The following is a 13,032-nucleotide window of genomic DNA, read 5'->3' as shown; positions in this document are numbered from 1 at the left end:
TGCGTCCCTGTGGGTGAGAGTGCGGCTATGGGGGTTGGATCCCGGCGCCACGGTCGGGACCGTCTCGGCTCATCGTAGGGCTCGGTGTCTGTGGATGACATCGCACAGGGCCAGACCGGGGGGGACAGGGCGGGATCGGTCTCCGGCGAGCCTCGGGGCCGGCGTGTGTGCCATGCGGTAGCGGCGCGAACCCCGAGGCGTCGCTGCGGCAACTCAGCTGGACGACCCGCCCGGGGTGGCAACCAGGTCGCGGGCCAGGAGACTGCCACCCGCGGCGGCCGCGGGAAACACCACGATCGCCAGGAACGGTACCGCCAGCAGCGCAAAGGCCGGCACTGCGAATCCCAGCACCCGCGCGCGATCGCGCCGCATCAACCCGATCCGGTCGGCGAGTTGGAGCCGACCCCGGCGATCACAGGCGGGGCCAAGCAGTTCCACCGCCAGGACCCAGCCCCCCAACAGTGCGGACAACACCGGGGCCGCCGCGGTCCCCACCAGCGGGACGAATCCAATCAGGAGCACCGCCACCGTGATCAGCAGGGAGACGAGCACAGTCGCCAACGACTGGCGCACCCCGCGTACGACCGAACGTAGTCTGCCCTCGTGGTTCGCCTCGGGAACATCACCGTGCTCGGCGTCGACCTCCTCGGCGATGCGGTCGTAGATGGGGGAACCCAGCGCGAGGGTGACCGCGGTGAAAGCCACCACGAGCAGCAGCACCGCTCCCCCCACCATCGCCACGGCGAGCGCGATGCGCGTCACCAGCTGCCAGGTTTCGCCCCAGTTATCGGCGAAGGGCGTCACCGCCACCACGAGCGAATCCAAGGTGACCAGTAGCGTCACCAGGGCCGCCAGGAACAGAGCCGTGGTGATCAGCGGCGGAACCGCGCCGAGCAGAAACAGGCGTGGGCGGCGAACCAGGACACCCGCGCCGCGGAACAGTAGTGTGGCTCCACCGAGGGCGGAACCAAGGGCAGCAAACACACCGGGAGGCTATCCGCTCCGACCGACCCGAGGGCAAACCGGAACCAGCCAGGGCCGGGATCCGTCCCAGGGAACGACCGCATGTAGGCGAGGATGGGGAACGGATGCCACGAGCAGTGTGGATGCCAGGGGTCCTCGCGACCGGCGTCACCCTTGCGGTGGCAGGGTGCGCGGCTGACGGTGCGACCACGACGGCGGCGGACCCGGGCCGGGACGCGGAGGCGGTGACGTGCTCCATGCAGTACCGCCCCGATGCGGAGAGCGCCGCGGGCCAACGCAGCGAGAGCGTCACGGTTCCGGCGGAGTCCGGTGTCGTGGGAGACGAGCCGGGGGCACGGCTGGAGTTCCCGGATCTGGTGTTCGAAGTCACCTACGTGGCCGGGGCACCGGACGGCAACGGGGTCACCACCGTGGTCCGTGCGACCGACGACGACAGCGAGCGACACCGGGTGCTGCACCAGCTGCCTGCCGAGCCCGGGCTGGTGGACATCGTCTTCGCGGGCGGCCACGGTTTCACCGGGTTGCACTACGCCAACCATGAGGACGCCCAGCTCCAGTACTGGTGCACGGCTGAGTAGCCCTCGAGTAGCCCTCGCGTAGCCCTATGGGTCTCCGGGCGTTGACTGTGGCGGCGCAACGGCCGCGAGGTGGTGGGCCGCGCGGTACCACCCCGTGCGTTTTACCAGTTCGGCGTGGGTGCCGCGTTGTACGATCCGGCCCGCGTCCAGGACGTAGATCTCGTCCATGCCCTCCAGCCCGGCAAGGTCGTGGGTGATCAGCAGGGTGGAGTGTCCTTCGGCGGCGGCCAGCAGGTCCGCCAGGACCGTGTCGCGGGTTCCCGGGTCGAGGTGAGCCGTCGGCTCGTCCAGCACCAGCACCCGTGGTTGGGTGAGCAGGGCCCGCGCCAGGGCCAGCCGCTGGCGCATGCCACCACTCAACCCCAGGCCGTGCGTGCCCAGTGGGGTGTCCAGGCCGCGGGGAAGTGCCGAGATGTCGGCGGCGAGCCGCACCCGTTCCAGCGTCTGCCACAGCTGGGTGTCCGTAGCCTCGGGCTGGGCCAGCCGCAGGTTCTCCCGGATCGTGTTTGCGAACAGGTGCGGATCTTGGGGAACCCCGGTGATGGCCGCACGAGCGGTGTCGGGCCTCGCGGTGGTCAGTTCCACGTCGCCGAGCTGCACCGTGCCACAGGTGGGGTCCTGGAACCGGAACAGGATCGCGGCAAGACTGCTCTTGCCAGCGCCGCTGGGGCCGAGCACGGCCACGCGGTGCCCCGCCGGAAGGTCGAGGTCGAGGCCGTCCAGTGCCCAGGGTTCGGTGGGTCCATAGCGCAGGCGCAGGCCGCGCAGCCGTAGCGTGCCCTCCCGGATCGGCGGGTCCTGCCCCGTGGCGCTTCCGGCGGGGTGGGCGAGGGCCGGTTCGGCGTCCAGCACGTCGAACAGGCGGGCGCTGCTCGCCCGGATCCCGGCCAGCCGGGTTGCCACGGCGGGCAGGGGAGCAACGACCTCGAAGGCCGCCAGCGCGGCGAGTACCAGCACCGCCAGGGTGATGGCGCTGATCTCGCCGTCGGACACGGCCAGTACCCCGAGTACCAGCACCCCGGCCACGGTGAGCCCGGTGACCAGGGTGAGGATGCCCGCGCCGCAGCCGAGGGTGCGGGCGTCGCGCTGCTCCAGGCGGGTCAGTTCCGCATCGGCGTCCAACACCCGGCGGGTGGCCGCGTCCATGGCGCCGTAGGCCACCAGGTCGGGTGCGCCGTGCAGCGTGTCCACCAGGGCCGTGGCCAGTTCCCCCCGGGCCGCGGCCTGCCGCTGGCCGGCCGCCCGGCTCGTCAGCGCGCTCACCAACGGCACGACGAGCCCGGCGAGGAGCAGCCCCAGAGCGAGGAGGAGCCCGCCCGGAACCAGTAGTGCGGTACACACCGCCACGGTGGCCGCTCCGGTGAGCAGCGCCACCAGGGGTGGGGTGAGTCCGCGCACCAGCAGGTCCTGGGTAGCGTCGGTGTCGTTGACCAGCCGGGATACCAGGTCGGAGGAGCGGAACCGGCGCACCGGTTCGCTGTGGGCCAGTCGTGCATACACGCGGGCGCGGACCTCGGCGAGGGTGCGCAGGGCAGCGTCGTGGGTGACGAGCCGTTCCAGGTAGCGGGCGACGCCGCGAGTGATCCCCAGTGCCCGGGTGGCGACCACGGCGGTCATCAGTGCGGTGATGGGTGGATGTTCGGCGGCACGGGCCAGCAGCCATCCGGATACGCCCAGCAGGGCGATCGCCGATCCGGCGGCCACGGCGCCCAGCAGCACGCCCCACACGAAGCGGAAACTGCGGGGGCGCGCCAGGGCGATCATGCGCGTCAGTGGGTCGTGGCGCACGCGGTACCTCCGATCCGGCCGGCCTCCAGATGCACCACCCGGTCCACGAGCTCGGTGCTGGTCCAGGCGGGATCGTGCGCGACGATGATCGCGCCCCGGCCAGCCAGCAGGCGTGCGATGACCCGGCGCAGGGCCGCGGCGGTGGGGGGGTCGAGGTGGGCGGTGGGCTCGTCGAGCAGGACCAGGGGCGCGTCCCGGAGGAACGCCCGTGCCACGGCGATGCGCTGTCGCTGTCCCGCGGACAGGCGGGTGCCGCGCTCTCCGATCCGGGTGGCGTAGCCCTGCGGCAGCTCGCTGATGAAGGTGTGTGCCTCGGCGTGGCGCGCGGCCTCCTCCACGGCGGTCTGGCTAGCGTCGGGGGCGCCGAGGCGGATGTTATCGGCGACACTGGCGTCCAGCAGGTAGGGGTGCTGCGGCACCCAGGCCAGCGAGCGGCGCCAGGACTCGGCCGGGATCGCGGTGAGGTCGTGGCGCTGGGACTCCCGGGGGTTCGGCCCGGGGGTCTCCGCTACGGTGATCTGGCCCGAATCGGGGTGGACGAAGCGCAGCAGCAGCGCGAGCAGGGTGCTCTTCCCGGAGCCGCTGGGGCCGGTCACCAGGAGCCGTTCACCCGCGGCCACGGTGAGGGACAGCTGATTCACCGCGGGGATGTTCCGTCCCGGATAGGTCAGCTGTACGTCCCGAAGTTCGATCCGCGGTGGGGTGCGAATGGGGGAAGCGTGTGCGTGGGTACTGGTGGTGTTGGTGACGGGTGTGTTGGTGCGCTCCTCGAGGGTGGCGAACACCTGCTCGGCCGCGGCAACGCCGGCCATGCTGGCGTGGAACCGGGCCCCGACCTCGCGTAGTGGTAGATAGGCCTCCGGGGCCAGCAGTAGCACCAGCAGCGCGGTCTGGTAGTCGAGATGCCCGTACATCAGCCGCAGTCCGACCTCGACCGCCACCAGCGCCACGGCGATGGTCGCCAACAATTCCAGGGCGAAGGCGGAGAGGAAGGCCACCCGCAGCGTGCGCATGGTGGTGCGGCGGTGTTCGTCGGTGACGCGGCGAATCGTCGCGGCCTGCGCTTGGGCCCGACGGAAGATCGCGAGGGTGGGCAACCCCTCCACCACGTCCAGGAAATGGCCGCCAAGCCGGCTCAACAGCCGCCACTGTCGGCGGTTCCGGGACTCCGTGTGCCAGCCGATCAGGGCCATGAACAGGGGGATCAGTGGGAGTGTCACCGCGATGACGATGGCGGAGATCCAGTCGGCGCTGGCCACGACGACCAGTACCGCGATCGGAACCAGCACCGCCAACACGAGCTGGGGTAGGTAGCGGGCGAAGTAGTCGTCCAGCGCGTCCAGCCCGCGGGTGGTGAGCGTGACCAGCTCCCCGGCGCGTGCGGCGGCGCCACTGTCGTCCTGGGTGGCCGGCGCCGCGGCCATGGTGGCGCCCAGCGGCTGTGGCCCCTCGGTCACGTGGGCGATGAGGCGCCGCCGTAGCTGCGACTTGGCTCGGGCGGCCGAGTGCAGTGCCGCGGACTCCGCGCCGTAGGACAGGAGCGCCCGTGCCAGTACCACCCCGCCCAGGACCAGCAGTGCGGTGCTGAGCTCGGTAATGCCCTGGCCGGCGAAGCTGCCGGCCAGTACCCGGGCCAGCAGCCACGCCTGAGCGAGGATGAGTAGGGTCAGCGCCAGCGCGCAGCCGGTGGTGACGAGGAGATGCAGTCGCACTGCGCTCGCCGTCCGCACCAGCCGCGGGTCGAGCGGCTTCACTGTGTCCCCGGTGCGGTGTCGGTGGATCCCGCCCGATGGGCCGGGTCGGTGGCCGCGGCTGTACTGCCGCTATCGCTATCGCTGTCGCTGGCGGTCGGGTCGACGTGTCGGCGGGTGACCCGCTGCCGGAACACCCAGTAGCTCCAGGACTGGTACAGCAGCACCAGCGGCAGGAACACCACGGCGATCCAGGACATCACGGTCAGGGTGTACTCCGCGGACGCGGCGTTGGTGATGGTGAGGCTGTGCGCGGGGTCGGTGCTGGAGGGAAGAACGTCGGGGAACAGGGAGGCGAACAGTAGGGCGCTCAGGCTCAGCACACTGGTGGCCGTCGCCGTGAACGACCATCCCTCCCGACCGCGCAGACTCAGCACCACTCCTATTGCCAATGCACCGGCCGCGACCACGGCGAGCGGTCCGGTGGTGTCCGAGCCGTGCGCCATGTGGGTCCAGGCAACGAAGCCGACGAGTGCGGGGGCGGCGACGGCCGCGCTGGCCACCGCGGCGCGGCGGGCCCGGTACCGCACGGCGCCATCTGTTTTGAGGCTGAGGAACACTGCGCCGTGCAGCGTGAACAGAGTGAACGTGGCGACACCCCCGAGGAGCGCGTACGGATTCAGCAGGTCACTCAGGTGTGCGGTGACGACGTGGTCGGCGTCCATGGGAAGCCCGCGCAGCATGTTGGCGAAGATCAGCCCCCACAGGAACGCCGGGATCGCGCTCCCGGCGATGATGGTGGCGTCCCAGCCGCGGCGCCAGGCGTCGGTGTCGCCCTTGTGCCGGTACTCGAACGCCACTCCGCGCCCGATGAGTGCCAGCAGAATCAGCAGCATGGGTAGGTAGAAACCGCTGAGCATGGAGCCGTACCAGGCGGGAAAGGCGGCGAAGGTGGCGCCGACCGCCGTGATCAGCCACACTTCGTTGCCGTCCCACACCGGTCCGATGGTGTTGATCAGGACGCGGCGGTCAGTGTTGTTGTTGCGGCCCACAACCGGCAGCAGGATGCCCACGCCGAAGTCGAAGCCCTCCAGGACGAAGTAGCCGGTCCACAGGATGGCGATGGCCAGGAACCAGATGGTGGTGAGTTCCATGGAGAGCTCCTAGTAGGCGAAGTGGGGAACGTCGGAGGTGCCGGCATCGGTGCGGTCCCCGGCGCTGGTCTCGTCCTCGTCGTGCTTGTCTGGGACGACGTGGCTCGGGCCCTTCTTGACGTAGCGCCACAGCAATCCGGCCTCGATGACGGCCAGTAGCGCGTAGATGAGGGTGAACGCGGTGAGGCTGATGGCCACGGAGGTGAGGCTCACTCCGGGGGAGACGCTCTGGGCGGTGAGCAGCTGCCCGTGTACGGTCCAGGGCTGGCGTCCCATCTCGGTGAGGATCCAGCCGAAGATGTTGGCGGCCAGGGCGGCGGGCAGGGCGGCGATCGCGGCGTAGTAGAACCAGCGCTGTTGGGGTAGCCGGCCCCGCGCGGTGAGCAGTAGTCCCAGGGCCGCCACACCGATCCCGAACAGGCCTAGGCCCATCATCAGGCGGAACGACCAGTACACGACGAAGACGTTGGGGATGTAGTCGCCGGGGCCGTAGAGCTCCTCGTAGGCCTCCTGGAGGTTGGTCATGCCGTGTACCTCGCCGTCGAAGGTGCCGGTGGCGAGGAAGCTCAGGACCTCGGGGATGGTGATATCGATGGGGTTGTACTGCTCCTCGACGTCGCCGACCGCGAATGCCGAGAAGTCGGCGCCTTCCTCGGTCTCCCACAGCGCCTCGGCGGCGGCGAGCTTCATCGGTTCGTACTCGGCGGCGAGCTTGGCCTGGTGGTCGCCGGACACGACCACGAGCGCTCCGGCGAGCAGGGTGACGACGAGTCCGAGGCGCAGTGTGCCCCGGAACAGGGGACGGTCCCGCTCGGGTGGGGTCACGCCGGGAGTGCCGGTGTCATTGTGCCGGAGGTTGCGCCACAGCTTGAACGCGCTGACCGCGACCACGAACAGGCCAGCGGTGACGAAGGCGGCGGAGACGGTGTGCAGGTAGGTGGACCATGCCTGGTCGTTGCTCAGGATGGCCCAGATACTGGTCAGTTCCGCGCGGCCGGTGTCCGGGTTGACCTCGAAACCGACCGGGTGCCGCATCCAGGCGTTGGCGGCGAGGATGAAGTAGGCGCTCAGGTTGGTGCCGATGGCAACGATCCAGATGCAGCCGAGGTGCACCAGCCGGGGGAGCCGGTGCCAGCCGAAGATCCACAGGCCGATGAAGGTGGACTCGAAGAAGAACGCAATGAGTGCTTCCATCGCCAGGGGGGCGCCGAACACGTCCCCAACGAAGGTGGAGTACTCGCTCCAGTTCATGCCGAACTGGAACTCCTGCACGATGCCGGTGACCACGCCCATGGCGAAGTTGATGAGGAAGAGCTTGCCGAAGAACTGGGTGGCCTGGAGGTATTCGTGCTTGCCGGTGCGGTACCACATGGTCTGGAGCACGGCCACGATCAACGACAACCCGATCGTCAGGGGGACGAACAGGAAGTGGTAGATCGTGGTGATCCCGAACTGCCAGCGCGCGAGTTCCAGTGCCTCCATGCCCGCCCCTCGCTAGTGACGACGATCGATAGTACGACACACTGTAGTTCTACAGGATGTAGTAAAAGAACGCAGGGGTCGGGATTACCCAGATGGTGTGCTGTGACGGTGACCACATCAGTCGTCAATTCCGGCGCACCGAGCCCATGTCGTCTCCATCGACCTGCTGGGGTGTATGGACTGGGGTGGCCCCTGAGGTGCAATAGGCGCCGCACGTCTCACTCGGGTTCGGGATGCGGCCACTTATGTTGCTTTTGTGGCTTGTTTGCCCCGGAATGTCCGTGGTGCGGGCCACAGGGCGATGTACTACGTTCTGCGGCAGAACGTCGCGTACCGAAGCGCGGTATGTATGTGCCCGCGCCGCGTCCAGCCAGGCAGAAGGGTAGCCCCGTGTCCGCTACTGGTGACGAGTTCGGATCGTTCCCGCCGGAGGTTCCCACCGACCGGCCGACCTCGGCCCGGGTCTATGCCTGGGCGCTGGGTGGCAAGGACACCTTCGCGGTGGATCGGGAGTGGAGTCTCAAGGCCAACGAGGTCTTCCCCGAAGGCGTCGACATGGCGCGCAACAACCGGCAGTTTCTGTACCGCGCGGTGCGGTTCCTGGCCCGCGACGCCGGCATTGAGCAGTTCCTTGACCTCGGCAGTGGTCTGCCCACGGAGAACAATGTGCACCAGGTGGCTCAGCAGTTTCAGCCCGGGGCGCGGGTGGTCTATGTGGACAACGACCCGATCGTCTCGGTGCACGGCCGCGCCCTGCTCGCCGAGGACAACTCCACCACGGTGATCGACGCCGACATGACCAGCCCGGACGAAATCTTCGCCCACCCCGAGACCCGGCGGTTGATCGATCTCACCCAGCCGGTGGGCATCCTCATGTTCTCGATCCCGCACTGTATTCCCGACGACGCGGCGGCCCGGCGCGCCATCCAGGGGCCCGTAGAGCGGGCGGCCTCGGGTAGTTATCTGGCGATCACGCACGTCGCCGCGAACGACCCGGCAACTGCGCAGCGCTCCAGCCAGACCCTGACCGACTTCGGGATGCCGTGGAAGACGCGCACCCCCACTGATATCGACCCCTGGCTGGCCGGCCTCGATCCCGTGGCCCCCGGGTTGGGCGATATCACCGACTGGCGCCCCGATCCTGACCAGCCAGAGCTGAGCCCGCTGCCCCCGGAACTCCAGCCTTTCCTCGGTGCGTCCCAGCGCCGCAAGGAGCTCTACGAGTACGGCGGCGTCCTCCGCAAACCGTGAGCTCCGGGCCAGGGCCTCGCTGGCCCCGGCCACCTCGCCGATGCCGCTGCTCGCTAGCACCCCATCGGCCGTGTGCTGCCCTCATCGGCTCCCTGGGACTCCCATCGTCTGGGGGTGGCGCCGAGGCGCCATAGACGCCCCGGCGCCACCCGGGTGGACAGCTCCGTGCCGCGTTCCGCGCGCCCACCATTCCGGAGCGCCCTGCCCGGGAGGTGCTTCACCTACCGTCCCACCAGTTCCGGGGCGGGGGCCTGTTCCGAGCTTCCGTCCAGGTCAGGAACCATGTCCGGGGTTACCCCGCTGGAGCAGGGGCCGCCTGGCTCCGGAACGGAAGGGTGTTCCTGGTACTCGCTGAGGAACGCGTCGATGGTACCGGCGTCCGCCTCGTCGAGCCCCAGCTGCGCACCCCAGGCCGTGAGCGCGATCGGCTGGTTCGGCTCGCCCGCCAGCCCGTTGTCGTGTTCGGTAAAGGGGCTCACGATGAGGTAGTCGCCCGGCGTGTAATGCGAGGTCAGCTCCTCGACCTCGGCTGATCCCACCGATGGCTCGTAGGTGATCCACACGGCGCCGTGCTCCAGGGAGTGCACTGCGAACTCGGTGGGCACTTCGCTGGTATACACCCCACAGTCCAGCCAGAGCGCATTGTGTGGGCCGCCGGGTGGCGGCAGCACCTCGGGGTAGTCGATCGTTCCGCTGTAGTGCTGGCGGTCGATGTCGGTGTACTCGCGTACGTCGGCCAGCGGGTCGTTGCCCAACCCGACATCCGGACCGGGGGCGGGCTCCGGGTCGTCTCGCAGCAGGAAGAACGCCACCGCGCCACCGCCGCCGAGCAGGATCAGCAGCGCGACGACCACAATCAGGATCGGGATGAGCGTGGATCCGCCCGTTCTCGACGGGGGTGGGCCGTACCCGGGTGGTGGGCCGCCCGCGGCCGGTGGTCCCGGCATTCCCGGAGGTGGGGGTCCCGGCGGCGGTCCCGGGGCGCCGTGCGGGCCCTGCCCACCGGAGGGCGGCCCCGCCGGTGGTGGACCGTTCGGCGGAGAGCCATGCGGAGCGGAAGGTCCCGCAGGGCCGTACGGAGGTGATCCTGGCGGGGGCTGGCCCGGGGGCGGTGTCCCCGGAGGCGGCCCGTCGGGGGAACTCATATCCGGTGATCCTAACCGACGGTGTCCCGCGGCCTGATACGCCGCTGCCGGGGGCACCATGGTGAGCACGCGAACGATGGGTAGGCGGCGCCTCCAGCACGGCGCCGGCCCTCCCGTTCAATCCACCCGCAAACTCACCTTCGGTAGCCCGTCCGGTCCCGGCGCGACATCGGCCTTCACCTCGTACACACGGTTGAGGGTATCCGCGGTGACCACCTCGTGCGGGGTTCCGTGTAGGGCCACCTCGCCCCGGTGGAGCACCACCAGGTGGTCACAGGCCGCGGCGGCGAATTGGAGATCGTGTAGCGCCACGATGACGGTGGCCCCGCACCGCAATCCGATGTGCACCAGCTCGACCTGGTGTCGCAGGTCCAGGTGGTTCGTGGGTTCGTCCAGTACGAGCACGCGCGGCTGTTGCACCAGGGCGCGGGCCAGCTGCACGCGTTGACGTTCCCCACCGGAGAGGGTGGAGGCGGGCCGGTCCAGCAGCGCTTCGATCCCGCAGGCGTGCACCGCCGCAGCGATGATGTCCTCGTCCGTGGCGGACAGCCGCCCCAGCGGCCCCAGGTGGGGGATCCGCCCCATCGCCACCAGCTGCACCGCGGTGTGTTCCATGTCGGCCGGGGCGTCCTGGGTGACCACGGCCACGGCGCGGGCCACGTCGGGCGCGCGGCTGGCCCATACGTCGGCTCCGTCCACCAGCACCCGCCCCGCGTGCGGGCGGTGTCTCCGGTACACACAGCGCAGCAGGCTGGACTTGCCGCTGCCGTTCGGCCCCAGCAGCCCCACGACCTGCCCGGGCTCCACTCGCAGGTCTACGTCGCTGAGGACCTGCGCGCCACCGGGGTGCCAGGTCAGGCCCTGGATGTCGACCGCCGCAGGGTCGGGAAGTCCTGGAATCACTGGCCCACCCCCCGTTGGGATCGCAGCAGCAGATAGATGAAGAACGGTGCCCCCAACACCGCGGTGATGATGCCCACGGGAATCTCCTCCGGCTGGTTCACCATGCGTGCCCCCACATCCACCCACAGCATCAGCAGTGCGCCCACACAGGCGCTCAGCGGCAGCACTCGTCGGTTGTCGCCGCCGGCCACCATCCGCACGGCATGCGGAACCATGAGCGCCACGAAGCCGATCCCGCCACTGACTGCCACGCACGAGCCCACCACCAGTGCGCAGGCCACCATGAGCCGCATCCGGATCCGGTCCACCTCCACGCCGAGGCTGGTGGCACCCTCGTCCCCGAGAGCCAGTGCGTTGAGCCGGGTGCTGTGGGCCAGAAAGAACACCAGCGCCACCGCAACCACCACCGCGGTGACGCTGAGCGTGCGCCACTGGGCGCTGGTGAACCCGCCCAGCATCCAAAACATTGCCGAACGTACTTCGTTGTCCTGGGAGGACAGCACGATGTAGCTGGTGAGTGCCTCCGTGAGGGCGGCGATCGCCACCCCGGCGAGGATGAGGCGTGTCGGAGCCAGCTGGCCCGACCGGTTGGCAATCATGATGACCACCAGGAAGGCAACCATGGCCCCGAGGAACGCCGAGAGCGGTAGGGACAGCAACCCGAACGGGGTGATGCCGGCAATGATCACCAGGACCGCGCCCAGCGAGGCCCCACCCGTCGCCCCGATCAGGTACGGGTCGGCGAGTGGGTTCCGCAGGATCGCCTGCAACACGGCGCCGGTGATCGCCAGTCCGGCCCCCACGACCGCCCCGAGGACCACCCGCGGCAACCGGATCTCGTTGATGATTGCGGCACGCGGTCCCGACGGTGGATCGCCCAGCCCGGGCAGGTACTGCCCCACGATGAGGTGTAGGACCTGCCCGGGCGGAATCGTCACCGGACCGAGTGCCACCCCGGCTCCGAGGCTCAGAACCAGCGCTGGAACCACCAGCAGTAGCCACCGATGCAGGGGCTGGCCGTGTACCAGGGCTTGGACCCGATCCGGTGCGCTCACTGCTCCAGTCCCGCAGCGATCTCCGCGTAGGTGTCGGCCATCCGCGTTCCGGGCTGCACGTCGTTCACTCCCACCACCACGAAGTGCTCCTCCGCCACCGCAGTGACGTCGCTGAGCGCGTCGCTGCTGGTCATGTAGTCGATCGCGTCATCCGCCGGCTCGAACATCTGGTCCTCGATGAGGATCACGTCGGGGTTGCGGTCCACGACCTCCTCCCAGCTGACCTCGGAGTAGGAAGTGACCTCCGGGAAGATGTTCGTCCCGCCCGCCTCGGTCACCAGCGCGTCCACGAGGTTGTGCGCACTGACGGTAGCGGGCTGGTCTGTGCCCCCACCGAGAATGAACACGTCGGGGTCACCCTCGGCGGGCTCCACTGCCGCGATCTGGTCCTGCATCTCTTCGGTGAGCTCCGCGGCGCGGTCCGAGACCTCGAAGATCTCACCGAGATTCTCCAGGTCGGTGTAGGTGTCCGCCATCGTGGCCTCGTGGCCGTCCCCGCAGTTGCCGGCGAACAGGTAGGAGTTCACTCCGTCCTCGGCAAGCTCGCCCCGGTCGCCAAGGGCGTCCTCGCCGTACTCGTCCGGATAGGTACTCAGAACCATGTCGGGATCGGCCTCGTAGACCACCTCCCGAGACGGCGGCGGGAAGCTGTCTTCCGCGATCACGTGTAGCTCTTCGAACTCCTCGGCGTACTCCTCGTCGATTTCGGTGGCACCCACCGTTCCGGCTATGTGGTCCTCCAACCCGAGCGCCAGCATCATCTCGGCGGCCATGACCCCTGTGGTGACCACACGCTGTGGAGTCTCGGTGTAGGTGTAGGTCTCGCCGCAGTTCTCGATCTCCAGCTGCTCGCCGCCGCCGGCGGTGTCTTCTTCGGTGTCGCCGGTAGCGTCGGCACCGCCACAGCCGACCACGGCGGCCAGGGCCAGCGCGGTGCCGGCCGCGGTCAGGGTGGAACGCCGGCCGCGGCGAGGGTCGGGGGTGCGGGGGTTCGGCATCGG

11 protein-coding genes are annotated in these 13,032 nt (G+C 69.4%); 2 read left to right on the top strand and 9 right to left on the bottom strand.

Features of this window, described 5'->3' with window-relative positions:
• Positions 1 to 213: 213 nt before the first annotated feature.
• Positions 214 to 984 carry an EI24 domain-containing protein gene (locus tag RIF23_RS10180; RefSeq protein WP_310912222.1) on the bottom strand — a complete coding sequence of 257 codons (771 nt, stop codon included), beginning with the start codon at positions 982 to 984 and terminating at the stop codon, positions 214 to 216.
• Between the two features lie 104 nt (positions 985 to 1,088).
• On the opposite strand from RIF23_RS10180, the gene RIF23_RS10175 reads away from it, so the two are divergent.
• Positions 1,089 to 1,562, top strand: coding sequence for a hypothetical protein (locus tag RIF23_RS10175; RefSeq protein ID WP_310912221.1), 474 nt, complete (start codon positions 1,089 to 1,091; stop codon positions 1,560 to 1,562).
• 24 nt (positions 1,563 to 1,586) lie between these two features.
• On the opposite strand, the gene cydC is transcribed toward RIF23_RS10175, so the two are convergent.
• From cydC to RIF23_RS10155, 4 genes are read right to left on the bottom strand one after another with little or no spacing between them, the layout of a single operon-like run.
• A complete protein-coding gene (gene cydC / locus RIF23_RS10170) occupies positions 1,587 to 3,326 on the bottom strand; it encodes a thiol reductant ABC exporter subunit CydC (protein ID WP_310912393.1) in 1,740 nt (579 codons plus the stop codon).
• Positions 3,327 to 3,331: 5 nt separating this feature from the next.
• Positions 3,332 to 5,104 carry a thiol reductant ABC exporter subunit CydD gene (gene cydD, locus RIF23_RS10165; RefSeq protein WP_310912220.1) on the bottom strand — a complete coding sequence of 591 codons (1,773 nt, stop codon included), beginning with the start codon at positions 5,102 to 5,104 and terminating at the stop codon, positions 3,332 to 3,334.
• Complete coding sequence (gene cydB, locus RIF23_RS10160) at positions 5,101 to 6,195, bottom strand: cytochrome d ubiquinol oxidase subunit II (RefSeq protein ID WP_310912219.1); 1,095 nt, start codon at positions 6,193 to 6,195, stop codon at positions 5,101 to 5,103. Before cydB ends, cydD begins: the two co-directional genes overlap by 4 nt.
• 9 nt (positions 6,196 to 6,204) lie before the next feature.
• Positions 6,205 to 7,677, bottom strand: a complete 1,473-nt coding sequence (locus tag RIF23_RS10155; protein WP_310912218.1) for a cytochrome ubiquinol oxidase subunit I — start codon at positions 7,675 to 7,677, stop codon at positions 6,205 to 6,207.
• Positions 7,678 to 8,067: 390 nt separating this feature from the next.
• Here RIF23_RS10155 and RIF23_RS10150 point away from each other — a divergent pair, with 390 nt between their 5' ends.
• Entirely contained in the window at positions 8,068 to 8,928 is an 861-nt protein-coding gene (locus RIF23_RS10150) for an SAM-dependent methyltransferase (RefSeq protein WP_310912217.1), read from the top strand.
• A 221-nt stretch (positions 8,929 to 9,149) separates the two neighbouring features.
• Here the strand turns inward: RIF23_RS10150 and RIF23_RS10145 are convergent, their stop codons facing one another.
• From RIF23_RS10145 to RIF23_RS10130, 4 genes are all read right to left on the bottom strand, one after another.
• A complete protein-coding gene (locus RIF23_RS10145; RefSeq protein ID WP_310912216.1) occupies positions 9,150 to 9,782 on the bottom strand; it encodes a DUF3105 domain-containing protein in 633 nt (210 codons plus the stop codon).
• A 408-nt stretch (positions 9,783 to 10,190) separates the two neighbouring features.
• Entirely contained in the window at positions 10,191 to 10,976 is a 786-nt protein-coding gene (locus RIF23_RS10140) for an ABC transporter ATP-binding protein (RefSeq protein ID WP_310912215.1), read from the bottom strand.
• Entirely contained in the window at positions 10,973 to 12,031 is a 1,059-nt protein-coding gene (locus tag RIF23_RS10135; RefSeq protein WP_310912214.1) for a FecCD family ABC transporter permease, read from the bottom strand. The genes RIF23_RS10140 and RIF23_RS10135 overlap by 4 nt, the downstream gene beginning before the upstream one ends.
• Entirely contained in the window at positions 12,028 to 13,029 is a 1,002-nt protein-coding gene (locus RIF23_RS10130) for an ABC transporter substrate-binding protein (RefSeq protein ID WP_310912213.1), read from the bottom strand. The genes RIF23_RS10135 and RIF23_RS10130 overlap by 4 nt, the downstream gene beginning before the upstream one ends.
• Positions 13,030 to 13,032 lie beyond the last annotated feature (3 nt).

It is taken from the genome of Lipingzhangella rawalii (assembly GCF_031628175.1).
Classification (GTDB): domain Bacteria; phylum Actinomycetota; class Actinomycetes; order Streptosporangiales; family Streptosporangiaceae; genus Lipingzhangella_A; species Lipingzhangella_A rawalii.
The sequence above is the reverse complement of the archived record's forward strand: the minus strand, read 5'-3'. Positions and strand labels throughout refer to the sequence as shown.